This window comes from Halorubrum sp. Atlit-8R, assembly GCF_003666025.1.
GTDB lineage: Archaea > Halobacteriota > Halobacteria > Halobacteriales > Haloferacaceae > Halorubrum > Halorubrum salinarum.
In genome coordinates, this window is the sequence record NZ_QPLV01000003.1 from 434,327 (window position 1) to 449,301 (window position 14,975).

The 14,975-nt window shown below is 68.8% G+C and carries 16 protein-coding genes; 5 read left to right on the forward strand and 11 right to left on the reverse strand.

What is annotated here, in order from left to right; all coding sequences use genetic code 11:
* Positions 1–438 precede the first annotated feature (438 nt).
* The 5 genes from DVK05_RS10910 to DVK05_RS10930 form a co-directional block, all read right to left on the reverse strand.
* Complete coding sequence (locus tag DVK05_RS10910; protein ID WP_121563370.1) at positions 439–1,077, reverse strand: Zn-ribbon containing protein; 639 nt, start codon at positions 1,075–1,077, stop codon at positions 439–441.
* Entirely contained in the window at positions 1,078–1,491 is a 414-nt protein-coding gene (locus DVK05_RS10915; protein WP_121563371.1) for a DUF2073 domain-containing protein, read from the reverse strand. It abuts the gene before it with no gap.
* Complete coding sequence (locus DVK05_RS10920) at positions 1,491–2,132, reverse strand: Era-like GTP-binding protein (RefSeq protein WP_006114713.1); 642 nt, start codon at positions 2,130–2,132, stop codon at positions 1,491–1,493. The genes DVK05_RS10915 and DVK05_RS10920 overlap by 1 nt, the downstream gene beginning before the upstream one ends.
* A gap of 212 nt (positions 2,133–2,344) precedes the next feature.
* Complete coding sequence (locus tag DVK05_RS10925; protein ID WP_121563372.1) at positions 2,345–2,800, reverse strand: DoxX family protein; 456 nt, start codon at positions 2,798–2,800, stop codon at positions 2,345–2,347.
* Positions 2,801–3,862 (reverse strand): sialidase family protein, encoded by a 1,062-nt coding sequence (locus tag DVK05_RS10930; RefSeq protein ID WP_121563373.1) that lies wholly within the window; start codon positions 3,860–3,862, stop codon positions 2,801–2,803.
* Positions 3,863–3,941: 79 nt separating this feature from the next.
* On the opposite strand from DVK05_RS10930, the gene DVK05_RS10935 reads away from it, so the two are divergent.
* Positions 3,942–4,949: a TatD family hydrolase gene (locus DVK05_RS10935; protein ID WP_121563374.1), complete on the forward strand. Its 1,008-nt coding sequence runs from the start codon at positions 3,942–3,944 to the stop codon at positions 4,947–4,949.
* A gap of 72 nt (positions 4,950–5,021) precedes the next feature.
* Complete coding sequence (locus DVK05_RS10940) at positions 5,022–5,699, forward strand: helix-turn-helix domain-containing protein (RefSeq protein ID WP_121563375.1); 678 nt, start codon at positions 5,022–5,024, stop codon at positions 5,697–5,699.
* Between the two features lie 30 nt (positions 5,700–5,729).
* Here DVK05_RS10940 and DVK05_RS10945 read toward each other — a convergent pair whose 3' ends face one another.
* On the reverse strand, positions 5,730–6,674 hold the full coding sequence (locus DVK05_RS10945; RefSeq protein ID WP_121563376.1) for an oxidoreductase: 945 nt from the start codon (positions 6,672–6,674) through the stop codon (positions 5,730–5,732).
* A 197-nt stretch (positions 6,675–6,871) separates the two neighbouring features.
* Between DVK05_RS10945 and DVK05_RS10950 the strand changes: the two genes are divergently transcribed.
* Positions 6,872–7,279: a cupin domain-containing protein gene (locus DVK05_RS10950; RefSeq protein WP_121563377.1), complete on the forward strand. Its 408-nt coding sequence runs from the start codon at positions 6,872–6,874 to the stop codon at positions 7,277–7,279.
* Positions 7,280–7,357: 78 nt separating this feature from the next.
* Entirely contained in the window at positions 7,358–8,122 is a 765-nt protein-coding gene (locus DVK05_RS10955) for an SDR family oxidoreductase (RefSeq protein WP_121563378.1), read from the forward strand.
* A 30-nt stretch (positions 8,123–8,152) separates the two neighbouring features.
* Here the strand turns inward: DVK05_RS10955 and DVK05_RS10960 are convergent, their stop codons facing one another.
* Both DVK05_RS10960 and DVK05_RS10965 read right to left on the reverse strand, forming a co-directional pair.
* The gene (locus DVK05_RS10960) at positions 8,153–9,037 is read right to left on the reverse strand and encodes a fumarylacetoacetate hydrolase family protein (RefSeq protein WP_121563379.1); all 885 of its coding nucleotides are present in this window, start codon (positions 9,035–9,037) and stop codon (positions 8,153–8,155) included.
* Between the two features lie 42 nt (positions 9,038–9,079).
* Positions 9,080–10,435, reverse strand: coding sequence for an amidohydrolase family protein (locus tag DVK05_RS10965; RefSeq protein WP_121563380.1), 1,356 nt, complete (start codon positions 10,433–10,435; stop codon positions 9,080–9,082).
* A gap of 97 nt (positions 10,436–10,532) precedes the next feature.
* Here DVK05_RS10965 and DVK05_RS10970 point away from each other — a divergent pair, with 97 nt between their 5' ends.
* Positions 10,533–11,249, forward strand: a complete 717-nt coding sequence (locus DVK05_RS10970) for a TetR/AcrR family transcriptional regulator (RefSeq protein WP_121563381.1) — start codon at positions 10,533–10,535, stop codon at positions 11,247–11,249.
* Between the two features lie 80 nt (positions 11,250–11,329).
* Here the strand turns inward: DVK05_RS10970 and DVK05_RS10975 are convergent, their stop codons facing one another.
* The 3 genes from DVK05_RS10975 to DVK05_RS10985 all read right to left on the reverse strand — a co-directional run bounded on the left by DVK05_RS10975 (position 11,330) and on the right by DVK05_RS10985 (position 14,267).
* Complete coding sequence (locus DVK05_RS10975) at positions 11,330–11,668, reverse strand: hypothetical protein (RefSeq protein WP_121563407.1); 339 nt, start codon at positions 11,666–11,668, stop codon at positions 11,330–11,332.
* Between the two features lie 89 nt (positions 11,669–11,757).
* Positions 11,758–13,023 (reverse strand): beta-ketoacyl synthase N-terminal-like domain-containing protein, encoded by a 1,266-nt coding sequence (locus DVK05_RS10980; RefSeq protein WP_121563382.1) that lies wholly within the window; start codon positions 13,021–13,023, stop codon positions 11,758–11,760.
* Positions 13,023–14,267 (reverse strand): CaiB/BaiF CoA-transferase family protein, encoded by a 1,245-nt coding sequence (locus DVK05_RS10985; RefSeq protein ID WP_121563383.1) that lies wholly within the window; start codon positions 14,265–14,267, stop codon positions 13,023–13,025. Before DVK05_RS10985 ends, DVK05_RS10980 begins: the two co-directional genes overlap by 1 nt.
* Between the last annotated feature and the right edge of the window lie 708 nt (positions 14,268–14,975).

Consider the following 14,975-nt stretch of genomic DNA (forward strand, 5'->3'; position numbering starts at 1 on the left):
GCGGCTACCTCGTCGGGAGCGCGAGGCGCTCGGTGTCGGGGGTGCGGTCGGCGGCGAGCGAGCGGGACGACGCGGCCCGAACCGGAGCCGGAGTCCCGGCCCGGTCGGCGGCGATCGGTAAACATGCCACTGGGTAGCGGAGGAAGCCGGATAACAGTATCCTCTTCGACAAGGGTCGCCCGAATCGCAGAACCGCACGAAAAGACGGGGGAGACGCCGAGAAATCGAAACGAACGATCACCGGAGATCCGGACGGCGTCGAGCGACTGGAGGAGCGGTCGCGGAACGCGGCGCGGCGACCGCGGAACCGAGGGACTGCGGAACTGAGGGACTGCGGAACCGAGGGATTGCGGTACCGAGGGACCGGGGAGTCGGGGGCCGCGGGGTCGGGGTCCGGGGCCTGCGGGGGCGGGGACCGCAGGGTCGGGACGGAGAACGCTACTCGTCCTGGATGCCCCACGCGTCGGGCATCTCGATGACGTACCGGCCGTCCTCCTGGAGGGAGATGATGTACTCCTGTCTGTCGTACAGCTCCATCAGGTTGAGCTCGTACTGCCCGGGGCTGACGATGCGGATGCTCTCGAACTGGTCGTTCAGTTCGTCGCGGAGCGCGTCGATGCCGGGCTGGGGCTCCTCCGCCGCCGGCGTCTCCGCGGGCTCGACGTCGCGGCTCGCGCGGTCGAGTTCGTCCGGCGACACCACCTCCGAGCGGGCGCTCGCCTGCGCGGTGTCCTCGTCGCTCCGGTCGGCGATCTGTTCGGTGCCGTCGGACTCGCCCGCGGCGTCGACGCTCGCGGAGGCGTCGCTCGGCGCCGCGTCCGCGGGCTCGGTGGGACGGCGGTCGGCCGCGGGCTCGTCGGTAGTCGGCGCCGGCGAGTCGTCCGGGCTCGGGGCCGTCCGGTCGGAGGGGTCGGGAGCGGACTCGGACGTCCGGCCGCCCTCGTCGGCGCCGGCGTCGTCCGCGGCCCCGGCGGGCTTGAACTGGAACTTGTTCCCGCCGCAGTCGGGACAGCCCGACAGCATCTCCTTGGAGCCGTCGGGGAACGTCCGCCCGCAGGAGGTACACTGGTGGGGCATCTACTTGCGGGAGACGAGCGTGCTGATGAGGTTCTCGTCTTTGTGGAGGGTCTCGATGCGGTTCGCCGGGCCGATGACGGTGAGCTTCTGGGTCGACTCGCGGCCCATCAGCTTGTCGAGGAAGCTCTGGTCGCCCGCCTCGGCCTTCGGGTACGTCTCTATCTCGATGCCGGTGAAGTCGTCGGGGCTGATCTCGGTCATCGTCACCTCGATGAGCTTCGACTCCTCGTCCGGGGAGAGCCCCTCCTCGAGGATGACGATGTTGCCGTCGCGGACGCCGTCGAGGATGAGCCGGATCTTCTCCATCCCGGTGAGCCCCTCCATCCGCGCGCCGCTTATCATGTCGATCCGGACGCCGTCGTCGCCGTCGTCCGGGTCGTCCGCGGCGTCGACGTTGGCTTTCGGACCGGCCATTAGCCGAAGTACTCCGCGATCTTGGTGTACACTTCGTCCATGTTGTCGCCCTCCAGCGCGGACAGCGGAATCGTCTCGTGTTGCGGGAAGGCGTTCGCGATCTGCTGGACGTCCGACCCCTCCAGGTCCGTCTTGTTCGCGAGGATGAGCGCCGGCAGGTCCTGCGACTCGATGATCCCGATCAGCATCGTGTTCACCTGCGTGAACGGGTCGGTGGTGGAGTCGAGCACGTAGATGACGCCGTCGACGTCCTCGCGGAGCCAGTGCATCGCCTCCGCGACGCCCTCGGTCGCCTCGCGCGACCGGCGGACGGCGTCGTCCTTCTCCATGTCGTGGTCTAAGAACTCCTTGTAGTCGACCTTCGTCGTCACCCCGGGGGTGTCGACGATGTCGATGGTGACCTTGCGCCCGTTGCGCTCGATCTCCACGTTCTCCTTCCGGCGGGCCCGGCGAGTCTCGTGGGGGATGTGGCTCTCGGGCCCGACGGCGTCACCCGTCCAGTCGCGTGCGATCCGGTTTGCGAGGGTCGTTTTGCCGGCGTTCGGCGGTCCGTAGATCCCGATCCGCTTGGGCTCGTCGGCCGCGAACAGGCCGTCCGTGACCCGCGATATGCTGTCTCTGAGATTCGTGAGCAGTCCCATCCTGACCTCCAGTCCGTGTGTGGTTGACCCGAACACCGCGATCGTCTCGCGACGCCGTTCGATCCGTGCGCTCGACGCCCGTTCGGGGAATTACGGTAGGGTCCTCGCCGCTCTCACTTAAGAACTGCGTCAGACATCCCCGATCCGGAGCGTCGACGCCGGACGGACCCGAAACGCGGGACCGGCTAGGTCTCGTCGCGCTCGGTCACCGGTTACGTCTCGTCGGACTCGGTCGAGGGGGCGCTCGCCTCGTCGCTCCCGCTCGCGGCGTCGAGGAAGACGAGGGCGCCGCCCAGCAGCGCGAGGTTCTTCAAGAAGTTGATCTTGTTGCCCTGCCGCTCTTTGCCCTCCATCGTCCAGAAGTCGTGGATGGCGGGCGTCGTCCCGAGGAAGAAGACGACGAGCGCGCCCGCGGCCGCCCGCGGGAGCCGCCAGAGGACGATACCGAGGTTGGCGACCAGCAGCATTCCGGTGACGAACGGGACCAGCACGTCGGGCATCGGCACGCCCTTCTCCTCGGCGACGGCGACCCGCTTGTCGTTGTTCTTGAAGCCGTCGACGGCCATGTACGCGAGGACGCCGCCGTACAGCGAGCGGCCGAGCAGCGAGGGGGCGTCGCGCCCGGATCCGCCGTCGGCCTCGGACTGTGTTTCAGAGTTGTCCGCCATTCAGACCACCTCGATCCGGCTGACGTTCGCGTCGACGCGACCGACCGTCTCGTAGGTCGGCCCCTCGTCGCCCTCGCCGTCGAGGCGCCGCATGATCCGGCCCTCCACGTCGTCGCGCTCGTCGGGCACGTCGAACAGGCCGGAGCCGCAGACCACGTCGCCGTCGTGGACCGCCCACGTCTCGATGATCTCGTGGGGCTCGCCGGGGAAGGAGACGCGCTCGAAGTCGCGGCCGAAGTTGGTCGACTCGAACAAGGCGACCTCGTGGTCGTCGTTCACCCACGCCGGCGGCGCCTCCTCGCCGCCGCAGAAGATCACCCGGCCGTCGTGGACGAACACGCGGCGGATGTACGAGAAGTCGCTGCCGACGTCGAGGCGGTCCCACGACTCGCCGGCGTCGGTCGTCCGCCACAGGCCCCCCTCACCGACCGCGTGGCCGAGGCCGAGGTTCTCCAAGTCGTGGTCGAGGTAGCCGGTCGTGGCCAGCCACACGTCCTCGGAGATCGGGAGGACCTGGTGGACGTCGTCGACGATGGCGTCCCGGTGGTCCGTCCACGTCCGGCCGCCGTCGCGGCTGACGTGGATCCCGCCGGCCTCGACGCCCGCGATCAGATGCTCGGGACGGCCGGGCACCGCCTCCAGCGCGCGGAGGCGGGCGTAGTGCGGGTCGATCGGCGACTCCCAGTGCCCGCGGGAGGGCAGCTCTCGGAAGCCCTTCTGCTCGGTCCACGTCTCCCCGCCGTCGACCGAGCGGAAGACGTACGGGTCGTTGGTGCCGGCGTACAGCGCGCCGTCCGCGGTCGCGAGGATCGACCACACCTCGCTGGTCCCGGCGTGCCAGAACCGGTCGCCGAGCGGCACTTCGAGGTCGGTCCACGTCTCCCCGCCGTCGAGCGAGCGGTACGCGCCCGTCGAGGAGGCGACGAACACGCCCTCGGTGTGGTCCCACGACTTCACGGCCGTGACGACCCCGCAGTCGAGGATGGGGTCGAGCTCGTCGCGCTCGAAGGGGACGTCGTCGGCTCGGTACAGCCCGGAGTCTGTCCCGATCAACAGTGTCATATCCGTGAGTCAGTCGGGCGGCTATTAAGTTTTTACCAACCTGTAAAACGCTAAGTGGCCGGGGGACGACGGTGGAGGCATGACCGCGCCACGCGCCACCGTTCGCCCGACCGACGCCGACCACCTCGACGAGTCGGCGGCCGACCTCCCGACGGAACTGCTGAACCTCCCGTGGATCGACCCGCACAACCACGCGCACACGCTCTCGTGGGAGGACCGCGAGCGGTACGCGCTCGCCGGCTGTCGCTCGATGGTATTGGTGTCCTCGGGGTACCACTGGACGCCCTACAAGCCCGTGGAGGCGAGCGACATCCGGTTCCTCTGGGACGACGCGATCAACCGCCGCCGCGCCATCGAGCGCAACCACTTCTTCGAGGCGAAGCTGAGCCTCGGCGTCCACACCGGCGTCCGGATCGAGAACCCGGACGAACTGCTCGACGCGATGGACGACTACTGCGCGCTCGACGAGGTCGTCGCCATCGGCGAGACCGGCGTGACCCCGAGCCAGCACGTCGAGCGCTGGGACCTCGACGAACAGCAGGCGGTCGTCGAGGCGCAGATGGCGCTGGCCGCCGACCACGACCTCCCGGTCCTCCTCCACACGCCGAACACGACGCCCGACGCGAAGCGGGAGTACCGCGACGACCTCGGCGTGACGCCCGGCTACGAGAAGAACGCCGGCCTCGGGACGGAGCCGGTCCTCGACGGCGAGAACCCGGCGCTGGAGGCGGTGAAGCGAGACGTCGCGGCCGCGCGCGACGCCGGCCTCGCCGAGGAGCGCGTCGTCGCCTCGCACGCGGACGCGAACAACACGGAGTACCTCATGACCGAGACGGACTGCTACCTGAGCTACACCATCGGGCACTCGTGGCTCGTCGGCGTCGACGCCGCCGACGTGGCGGACGCCATCGACGAGTACGGGCCCGAGCGGATCATGATCGACACCGACACCGCGAACGTGCTGCGCACGGACCCGTACGCGGTGAAGCGCGCGATGTTCGAACTGTACCGCTACGGCATCGACGTCGACGACATCCGGACCGTCGTGTACGAGAACCCGCGGGACGTGTTCGGGCTGGCCGCGTAGCCCCGCCCGCCCCCGGCGTCGCTCAGCGTCCCGTCCGTACAGTTAACTGTACGAGGGGCGTAGCGCCGGATCGTGACAGTCAGGACGGAATTTCGACTTCGTTCGTCCGCCCTCCCGCTCGTCGACGTCCCGGCGACGCTCCCGCCGGACGCGATAGAGTGTACCCATGCCCTCTGTCTCGAACCCGACGCGCGGGTGTTCCACGTCGAGATCGGAGCGGAACACGACGTGACCGAAGAGGACCTCGGAGCGCTCGACGAAGTCGTCTCGGTGACGCCGCTCGGGGTGCGGGACGGCGAGGCGGCGTTCAAGCTCACCGTCGAGCTCGACGACTCGATCGCGCCGGCCTTCGACCCCGAACGGTTCGACGGCGCGAAGATGGAGTCGACGACCATCACGGCGGACGGATGGCGCGAGACGAAGGAGTTCAAAGATTACGAGACGTTTCACGACTTCAAGGAGACCTTCGAGGATCACGGAATTTCGCTCGACCTGATCTCCATCACGTCCGATCAGGCCGGGCTGGACGGCGCGGCCGAAGGCGAGCTCACGGACCGGCAACGGGAGGCGTTGGAGCTCGCCGTCGCTCGGGGGTACTACGAGAGCCCGCGTCGGATCACCGCCGCGGAGCTCGCCGAGGAACTGGACATCTCGCAGCCGTCCCTGTCCGGTCTCCTCCGACGCGGCGAGCGTCGGATACTCACCTCGTCGCTCGACGTGGACGGCGACCGAGCGACGGGGACGCGGTAACGGCCCGGGCGTCCCCGCGTCGCGGGATCGTTAATTCGGGGTCAGCAGGTCGTACGAGACGCCCGTGAGTTCGCGCGAGACCTCCCAGAGCCGGCGGGCGACGCCCTCGTCGTACGACTCGGGGCTGGACTCCTGGACCACGGGCGCGCCGCGCATGTTCCGGAAGCCGTCGGGGCCGACGAACTCGCCGCTCTCGATCTCGGGGTCGGTCGCGGCGCGGATCATCGGCAGCGCCCCTCGCTCGGCGCTTTGAGCGATCACCGCGTTCGCGAGTTTCATCGCCCACAGCCGGAGCCGCGAGCCGGACTCCCGGGGGCCGCGGAACTGGAGGTTCGTCGCGGCCCATCCCGGGTGGCAGACGACGCTCTCGACGTTCGCGTCGTCCGGGAGTCGGCGGTCGAGTTCGTAGCCGAACAGGACGTTCGCGAGCTTCGACTGTCCGTACGCTCCCCACGGTGAGTAGGCGTCCTCTCCGTGGAGGTCGTCGAAGTCGATCTCGCCGTTCCTGTGTGCGACGCTGCTCTGCGTGACGACGCGCGACTCACCGGACCCGCGCAGGGCGGGGAGGAGGCGACCGGTGAGCGCGAAGTGACCGAGGTGGTTCACGCCGAACTGGTACTCGAAGCCGTCGGCCGTCTCCTTCCGGGGGATCGCCATCACGCCGGCGTTGTTACAGAGCACGTCGAGGTCGTCGTGCGTCGACGCGACCCGGTCGGCGAACGCCGCGACGGAGTCGAGGTCCGCGAGGTCGAGCTCGCGGACCGTCAGCGACGGGTCGGCGAGCTCGGACTCGATCTCCCGCTTCGCGTCCTCGCCGCGCTCGGTGCTCCGACACGCCATCACCACGTGTGCGCCCCGGTCGGCGAGTGCCTTCGTCACCTCGAAGCCGAGGCCGCTGTTCGCGCCCGTCACGACGGCGGTGTCGACGTCGCCCGTGCTGCCGGCCGAACCGCGTCTGTCGCTGCGAGTTGTCATCGACCGGAGAGACGGGACGCGAGAACCCAAGGTAGACGCTATCTGTAAAGGTCGTTTATGAGTGACAGAGGCCACGGCACCCGTTCCGGACGCGGGACGAGTTTCGGCCGTTCGCGGTGGCCACGTACTTAATCGGCCTTTCCTGATAGCATCGGAGCCAAGAGACGAGCCCTCTAAGCGCTCGGCGGGGACGAGACATGGAGATCACCGAAACCGCTTCGCGCCCGTCCGTCGACGGGCCCGAGGAGTACTTCACCGGAGACGTACGGATCGACCCGCTGTTCGACGCGCAAGACGACGCCCGGGCGGCCGCGGCGAGCGTCACGTTCGAGCCGGGCGCTCGCACCGCGTGGCACACGCACCCACTCGGCCAGCAGCTCGTCGTCACGGACGGCAGGGGGCTCGTACAGCGGGAGGGCGGGCCGATCAGGGAGGTCCGAGCCGGAGACGTGGTGTGGTTTCCGCCGGGCGAGAGGCACTGGCACGGCGCGACGCCCGAGAACGCGATGACCCATATCGCCGTTCAGGAGGAGCGGGACGGGACGGCGGTCGCGTGGGGAGCGCACGTCACCGACGAGGAGTACGGCCCGGCGTCGACGGAGTGACCCGACGCGACGCCGGTATTTAACCACAGTATCAGTATAGGACAACCGCGAAGCCCGAGGGGGGCGTACGTCCGGTCGATGTCAGCGGAATTCGGCACGGAACTCGACGGACAGGTAGCGATCGTGACCGGCGCGTCGTCCGGCATCGGCAGGGCGACCGCCGAAGCGCTCGCGGCGCGCGGCGCGGACACCGTTCTCGCCGCGCGGCGCGAGGGCGACCTCGAAGCGGTCGCGGAAGGGATCGAGGACGACGGCGGGGAGGCGCTCGTCGTCCCGACGGACATCACGGACGACGACGACATCGACCGCTTGGTCGACGCGACGCTCGACGAGTACGGGCGGATCGACGTGCTCGTGAACAACGCGGGCGTCATGCCGCTCGCGCACATCGGGGAGGCCGACCGGGAGACCCTTCAGCAGACTATCGATGTGAACCTCACGGGACTCATCACGCTCACGCACGCGGTCGTCCCGACGATGCTGGAGCAGGGGAGCGGTCACGTCGTCAACCTCTCGTCGGTCGTGGGGCGGTTCCTACAGGAGAACAGCTCGCACTACAACGCGGCGAAGGCCGGCGTGAAGATGTTCGGCGACTCGCTGCGGCTCGACGTGGCCGAGTCGGGGGTCCGGGTCGCGACCATCGAGCCGGGCGCGGTCGACACCGAACTCCTCGATCACATCCCCGACGAGGAGCTCCGGGCGGGCGTCAAGGAGTACGTCGGCTCGATGGACGCGCTCGCGCCGGAGGACGTCGCCCGAACCATCGCGTTCGTCGTCACGCAGCCGCAGCGAGTCGACATCAACGAGGTCCTGATCCGGCCGCTCGATCAGGTCCAACCGTAGCCGGGTTCGGGGCGGTGGTCGAGTCGGGCGCTACTCCGTCTCGAACTCGCTCGTCAGTTCGCCGACGCCCTCGACGCCGATCGTGACGCTGTCGCCGTCCCCGAGCAGCACCGGAGGGTCGCGGTAGACGCCGACGCCGGGCGGCGTGCCGGTGAAGACGAGGTCGCCCGGTTCGAGCGTGAACGCCTGACTACAGAACGAGATCAGCTCGTCGACGCCGAAGATCAGGTGCTCGGTCGAGGACTCCTGGAGGCGCTCGCCGTTGATCTCGGCGAAGATGTCGAGGTCGTGGGGGTCGCCCACCTCGTCAGTCGTGACGAGGTCGGGGCCGGTCGGCGCGAACGTGTCGAGGCTCTTGCCCCGGACCCACTGGCCGTCGCCGTGCTGGAGGTCGCGCGCGGACACGTCGTTGCCGACGGTGAAGCCAGCGACGTGGTCGAGGGCGTCCTCGGGGTCGACGCGGCGGGCGCGCTCGCCGATGACGGCGACCAGCTCGGCCTCGTAGTCGACCTTCTCGGTGTACTCGGGGTCCCAGCGGACCGGGTCGTCGGGGCCGACGACCGAGGTCGGGAACTTCGAGAAGAGGACCGGCTCGTCCGGGATCTCGTTGTCGCCCTCCTCGGCGTGGTCGCGGTAGTTCAGCCCGACGCAGACGACCTTCTGCGGGTCGTCGACGGGCGCGGCGCGGTCGAGGTCGGCCGGGTCGCGGACGCCGGTGCCCGTCTCGGCGGCGCGTTCGACCGCGAGGTCGACCTTGCGGCGCCACTCCCAGTCGGCGAGGAGGTCGCTGGTCCGGCTCGGTACGTGGACGCCGGCGGCGGCGCCGGCCTCGGCGAGGTCGACGACGCCGTCGTCGGTGGCGACGCCGGCCCACGGTGTCTGTTCGTCCGTCGTGCGGTATTGTCCGATGCGCATGTGAGAGTGAGTGAAGTGGGGTGAGAGAGGTGAGTCGAGGCGTTACAGGTCGATGCCGGCCTCGTCGAGGAGGCGCTCGCCGGAGGCGACGAAGCGGTCGAACTCCTCGTGGACCTTCGGGTTCGTCAGCTCGCCGTCGCGCTTGACGACCTCGCCGTCGACGAGGACGGTGTCGATGTGCGAGGGGTCGGCCTGGAACACGACCGTCTGGATCGGCGAGTGCGACGGCGCGGTCATGAAGTCGTCGGCGTCGAACAGGACGAGGTCGGCGCGCTTGCCGGGCGTGATGGTGCCGATCTCGTCGTCCAGCCCGAGCGCCTTCGCGCCCTCGATCGTAGCCATCTCCAGGGTGTCGCGCGCGGAGATGCTGACCTCGGTGACCTCCTCGTCGCCTTCGAGGACCTTCTGGTTGTCGAACATGCGCTGGAGCTGCATCCCGATCCGCATCTGACTCCCCATGTCGCCGCTGACGTTCGAGCAGACGTCCACGCCCCACGTCGGGCGGCCGCCCGCTTCGAGCACCTTCCCGGTGACGGGGATGCCGTGGCCCATCTGCATCTCGACCTCCGGCGTCGACGAGAAGGAGACGCCCTGTTCGACGGCGTGGTCGATGTCCTCCTGCGAGAAGTGGTTCCCGTGGGCGACGTTGACATCGGGGCCGAGCATGTCCTCGATACAGCCGAAGCCCTGGTAGTCGCCGCCGTACTCCGAGGACGGCCACAGCGCCGCGCCCATGTGGATCGTCGAGAGGACGCCGAGGTCGCGGGCGAGTTCGAGGTCGCCGCGGGCGGTCTCGTCGGTACAGAAGTCGGGGCCGCGGAGCCCGAGCGCGAGGCTGAGCAGGTTGTCGTCGCGGATCTTCTCCTCGTGGAGGGTGCGGATGTTCTCCTCGGGGAGGCCCACGTCGCTCTCGTACCACCACTTCGCCGAGTCGTCGCCCGGCGGGCCGTAGGTGTACACCGCGCGCAGGCCGGTGTCTTTGAGCGCGTCGACCGCGCGTTCGCCGTGTTCGAGCGTGTTCGGGTACGACCAGTCGAGGGCGGTCGTCGTGCCGGTGTGGAGCTTCTCGAAGGCGCCGAAGAGGCCGCCGAGGTACATGTCCTCGGGCTGATAGAGCCCGGTGATGTTGCCGAGCATGTGGTCGAAGTACTCGTTCATCAGCGACCAGTCGCCGGCGATGCCGCGGACCTGCGTCTGCGCGAGGTGGATGTGCGAGTCGACGAAGCCGGGGACGACGATCTTCCCGGCGGCGTCGATCTCCTCCGCGTTCGACGCCGACAGTCCGGTGCCGACCTCGACTATCTCCCCGTCTTCGATCAGGACGTCGGCCTCGTCGAACTCCCCCACGTCCGGGTCCAGCGAGACCACGGTCCCGTTTCGCACGATCGTCTGTGTCATGTTCGATAATAGGGTTTGACCAAGAGGTTAAAACTTTACCGGACGGTAAACTAGCGAGAGGCAATCGTATTATGTACCTCACCCGTAGAGTGTGAGTATGAGCGAATCACAGGGCGGACCGGCGGGCGACTCCGTCGAGTCCCGGAGCGACGCCGGCGCCGACGGGTCCGATCGGGACCCTCCGGCGGACGATCCCTCGGACGAGTCCGGCGAGGAGACGGTCTCCTCGAAGGACACGAAAGAGGTGATCATGGAGGCGACGTTCCGCGCGCTGAGCAAGCACGGGTACAAGGACCTCCGGATGCGCGACATCGGCGAGGAGATGGACCTCACGCGGCAGGTCATCCACTACCACTTCGACGGGAAGTACGACCTGATGTCCTCGTTCCTCGAACACATCATCGACCAGTACGAGGGGAGCGTGGTCGTCGACGGGGATGCGGACCCGCGGACGGAGCTCCGCGCCCGCGTCGACCAGTGCCTGTTCGGCCCCGAGTTCGAGGAGTTCAGCCACTGGGACCGGATGAAGGTGTACCACGAGCTGTACACGTACGCGCAAAACGACGGCGAGCACCGCGAGGTGTTCAACGAACACTACGATCGCATCCGCGGCAGCATCGTCGAGGTCGTCGAGGAGGGAATAGAGGAGGGCGTCTTCCGCGACGTCGACGCGGAGCGGATGGGCCAGTTGGTGACCGACGTCATCCACGCCGCCCGCGGGCGGCGGATCTCGCTCGGCCACGAGGACGCGCCCGAGGAGGCCCGGAAGGCGATGGACGAGTTCATCTTCGAGTCGCTCGAACGGACCGAGTAAGAAGGGCCGAGTGGGTAACGAGACCGAACGGTCCGAGCGGGCGAAGCGTCGGAAGTGGATTTGGAACCTGTTTGCTGTCGTCAGGAATCGTCGACCGCGACGAGCCGCGGATCGGTCCGGTCGCGGCCCTCGCGGAGCCGGTGAGACCCCTCGAAGCGGACGGCGTCGCCGGGGGCCAGGTTGCCGTCGACGGCCTGCGCGATCAGTCGGACATCGTCGAACCGCGCCAGCGCGAGGTGGTTCGGCGCGCGGACGTCCGGCGGGGTAGTCTCGACCGTCGTCGTCGCGACGACCCTCCCCGTTTCGAGCGGAACCGTTCCGGCCGACTCGGCGCCGTGGCCGCACGCCGGGCAGCGGCGGCGGTCGTAGTACCAGCGGTGGCCGCAGTCGTCACAGGCGAACGCGCGGTCCGCGGGGATATCTCGGTCGGCCGGTCGGTCGGTGACCGGATCCGCGGAGGCGCCGGTGTCCGGGCGGTCGGAGCCGGTGTCCGGGGAATCGGAGTCGGTCACGCGCGCAACACCGTACAGACGCTGTTGTTCCCGAACCCGGCGACGTTGATCGCGAACGCCGTCTCCGCGCCGTCGACGCGGCGGCCCGCGGGGAGGTCGCCGCGAAGCTGCCACACGAGTTCGACGATCTGCGAGAGGCCGGTTGCGCCGAGGGGGTGGCCGCGGGCCTTGAGCCCGCCACCGGGGTTGACCGGGAGCTCGCCGTCGAGCGCGGTGTCGCCGTCGAGTGTCGCCTCCCACGCGGTCCCGGTCTCGTAGAATCCCAGCTCCTCGAGTTCGATCAGTTCGAGGACGGTGAACGCGTCGTGGATACAGGCCACGTCGACGTCGTCGGGCCGGATCCCGGCGCAGTCGAAGACGCGCTCGCCCGCGGTCCGGACCGACTCGATCGAGAGGGGGTCCGGGCGCTCGGCGACCGCGTGGGTGCCCGTTGCGCTCGCGATGCCGGCGACGCAGGGAGCGACGCGGTCGGCGTCGCTCCCGTCGGTGGCGTCGGTGGTGTCCGTGGCGTCACTGGCGTCGGTAGTGAGGGTGGCGTCGGTGGGGTCCGTAGCGTCCGTGGGGTCGTCGTCGGCCGCGCGGGTCAGGACGACGGCGGCGGCGCCGTCGGACATCGGACAGCAGTCGTACAGCCGGAGCGGCGCGGCGACGACCGGGGAGTCGAGCGCGTCGGCGACGTCGATCGACTTCCGGAACTGGGCGACGGGGTTGTCGACCGCGTTCCCGTGGTTCTTCGCCGCGACCGCGGCGAGCGCCTCGCGGGGCGCGTCGTGGCGGTCGAGGTAGGCGCCGGCGGCGAGGCCGCCGAACGAGGGGAGGGTGAGCCCCTGCGCGTACTCGCGCCGGTGGACGAGCCGGCTGATCGCCTCGGTGACGGTCCGCGTGTCGGCCGCCGACATCTTCTCGGCGCCGACGACGAGCGCGACGTCGGCGTCGCCGCTCCGGAGCGTCTCGACGCCGCGGTGAAACGCGCTCGCGCCGGTCGCGCTCGTGTTCTCGATCCGGTCCGCGGACGCGCCGTCGAAACCGAGCGCGGCCGCGAGGGCGTTCGCGAGCCCCGCGCCCTCGTCGAGCGCCTCGGCGAGCGCGTTGCCGAAGTGGAGCGCGTCGACCGCGGCGGGGTCGACCGCGGCGTCCGCGAGGGCGCGCTCGGCGGCGGTGGCGGCGAGGTCGGTGAGCGAGCGCTCGGTCTCGCTCTCGAAGGGAGTCATGCCGACGCCGCCGACGCGGACGCCGGTGGAGTCGGTCGCGGACGGCGCCATCAGTCGTCGGTGTCCCCGTCCTCGGCGGCGTCGCCGAACACGCCCAGCTCCGCGAGGCGGCCGATCTCGGCCTCCGAGTAGCCGTGTTCGCGGAACACCTCGCGGTTGTGCTCGCCGAGCAGCGGCGGCGGGAGTTCGAAGCCGCTCTCCGCGTTGCGGAACTTGAGCGGGTGCTCGATCACGGGCACCTCGCCGAGTTCGGGGTGTTCGATCTCGGTGATAGTGCCGCGGGCGTCGATCTGCGGGCTGTTGAGCGCCTCCTCGACGCTGTAGACGGGGCCGGCCGGAACGCCGGCGTCCTCGGCGATGACCTCGATCCACTCGTCGGTCGTCTTGTCGGCGAGGGTGGCCTCGATTTCGGCTTCCAGCTCGTCGAGGTGTTCCACCCGGTCCGCGTTCTGCTCGAAGCGGTCGTCCTCGGGGAGGTCCGGTCGGTCGAGCGCCTCGCAGAGCTCGCCCCAGAGCTTCTCGTTGAGGATACAGATGTTGATGAACCCGTCCTTCGTCTCGAACGTCTGGTACGGGGCGAGGACGGGGTCTTTCGTCCCCATGCGCTTCGTCTCCTCGCCCGCGAACACCATGCCGGCCTGCTTGGTGAGCCACGGCAGGGTGGCTTCGAGCATCCCGAGGTCGATGTACTCGCCCTCGCCGGTCCGCTCGCGGCGGTACAGCGCGGTCGTCGCGCCGAAGGCCGCCCACATCGCGGTGATGAGGTCGGTCATCGGGAGGCCGACCTTGACGGGCTGGCGGTCCGCCTCGCCGGTGACGCTCATGATCCCGCTCATCCCTTGGATGAGGAGGTCGTAGCCGGAGCGCTCGCGCCACGGGCCGGTCTGTCCGAACGCGGAGATGGCGAGGTAGATCAGGTCCTCATTGTGTTCGGTGAGCGTGTCGTAGTCGACGTCGAGGCGCTCGGCGGTGCCCGGGCGGAAGTTCTGGATGAAGATGTCCGCCTCCTCGACCAGCTCGTACAGCGCCTCCTTGGCGTCGTCGTTCTTCAGGTCGAGTTCGAGGCTCTTCTTCCCGTAGCTCAGCGTCCAGTAGTACGGGGACTCGCCCTTGATGAACGGCGGGCCGGAGTGGCGGACGGCGTCGCCGTAGCCGGGCTGTTCGATCTTGACGACCTCCGCGCCCTGGTTCGCCAGCATCGCCGAGCAGAAGCCGCCGGTGACGAACGTCGAGAGGTCGAGGACGGTGACGCCGTCCAAGATCCTCCCGTCGCTGGCGGCGTCGGCATCGGTCATCGGACCACCTCGTCCGACGTGCGGAATCGGGTCATGTGTGCGTGTACCGTTTGTTTACCATGTGGTAAAACTATCGCCGTCGATAGTGACGTCCGTTGGCGGCGCGCCGTGAGTAGGGAGCGTCGTCGAGGTGGAGCGTCGCCGAGGGAGGTCGTTGTCGAGGCGAAACGTTGCCGTTGAGAGGGTGTCACCTGGGAGCAGGTGTCGACCAGTAGCCCCCCACCCCTTCGTTTCAGGTGGAACCCGGAGAGGTGTCGGGGCGGATGGTGGCCGCTCGGGGGTCGGTTGGAGCTACAGCAGATAAAATCAGCACGAAGATCAAATAAAACAACTACAACACTACAAATATAATCCAGAGCAGATTGTCGAGGGTACTGTTGTATAGTATATGTATTAAAACCACCGCTATACATAACCACCCCAACACCCCCACCCCACCCATCCGTCGTTCCACCCGAAACAAAGGGGTGTGGGGGTAACCCAACCGACGCGACTCCCCGAGTGGGGGAACCGCGACCCGAAATCGCCGAGCGTGAGGTGGAACGCCGAGTCCGACTGCGAGGGCCCCCGAGACGATTGCCGGAGGGCGAGATGACCGCAACGGCTGTCGATGTCTGCTACACGCCTTGGTTCCGTCGGGTCGCCTCGCGATCCGACCGGCCGTCATTCCAATTGGCTCCGGCTCCCGATCGGTTCGACCGGAACACT

Coding starts and splice junctions, on each gene's coding strand:
- DVK05_RS10910 (WP_121563370.1), bottom strand. CDS start 1,077: ATGCCCCACCAGTGTACCTCCTGCGGGCGGACGTTCCCCGACGGCTCC.
- DVK05_RS10920 (WP_006114713.1), bottom strand. CDS start 2,132: ATGGGACTGCTCACGAATCTCAGAGACAGCATATCGCGGGTCACGGAC.
- DVK05_RS10985 (WP_121563383.1), bottom strand. CDS start 14,267: ATGACCGATGCCGACGCCGCCAGCGACGGGAGGATCTTGGACGGCGTC.
- DVK05_RS10925 (WP_121563372.1), bottom strand. CDS start 2,800: ATGGCGGACAACTCTGAAACACAGTCCGAGGCCGACGGCGGATCCGGG.
- DVK05_RS10915 (WP_121563371.1), bottom strand. CDS start 1,491: ATGGCCGGTCCGAAAGCCAACGTCGACGCCGCGGACGACCCGGACGAC.
- DVK05_RS10950 (WP_121563377.1), top strand. CDS start 6,872: ATGGAGATCACCGAAACCGCTTCGCGCCCGTCCGTCGACGGGCCCGAG.
- DVK05_RS10935 (WP_121563374.1), top strand. CDS start 3,942: ATGACCGCGCCACGCGCCACCGTTCGCCCGACCGACGCCGACCACCTC.
- DVK05_RS10970 (WP_121563381.1), top strand. CDS start 10,533: ATGAGCGAATCACAGGGCGGACCGGCGGGCGACTCCGTCGAGTCCCGG.
- DVK05_RS10930 (WP_121563373.1), bottom strand. CDS start 3,862: ATGACACTGTTGATCGGGACAGACTCCGGGCTGTACCGAGCCGACGAC.
- DVK05_RS10965 (WP_121563380.1), bottom strand. CDS start 10,435: ATGACACAGACGATCGTGCGAAACGGGACCGTGGTCTCGCTGGACCCG.
- DVK05_RS10955 (WP_121563378.1), top strand. CDS start 7,358: ATGTCAGCGGAATTCGGCACGGAACTCGACGGACAGGTAGCGATCGTG.
- DVK05_RS10945 (WP_121563376.1), bottom strand. CDS start 6,674: ATGACAACTCGCAGCGACAGACGCGGTTCGGCCGGCAGCACGGGCGAC.
- DVK05_RS10980 (WP_121563382.1), bottom strand. CDS start 13,023: ATGGCGCCGTCCGCGACCGACTCCACCGGCGTCCGCGTCGGCGGCGTC.
- DVK05_RS10960 (WP_121563379.1), bottom strand. CDS start 9,037: ATGCGCATCGGACAATACCGCACGACGGACGAACAGACACCGTGGGCC.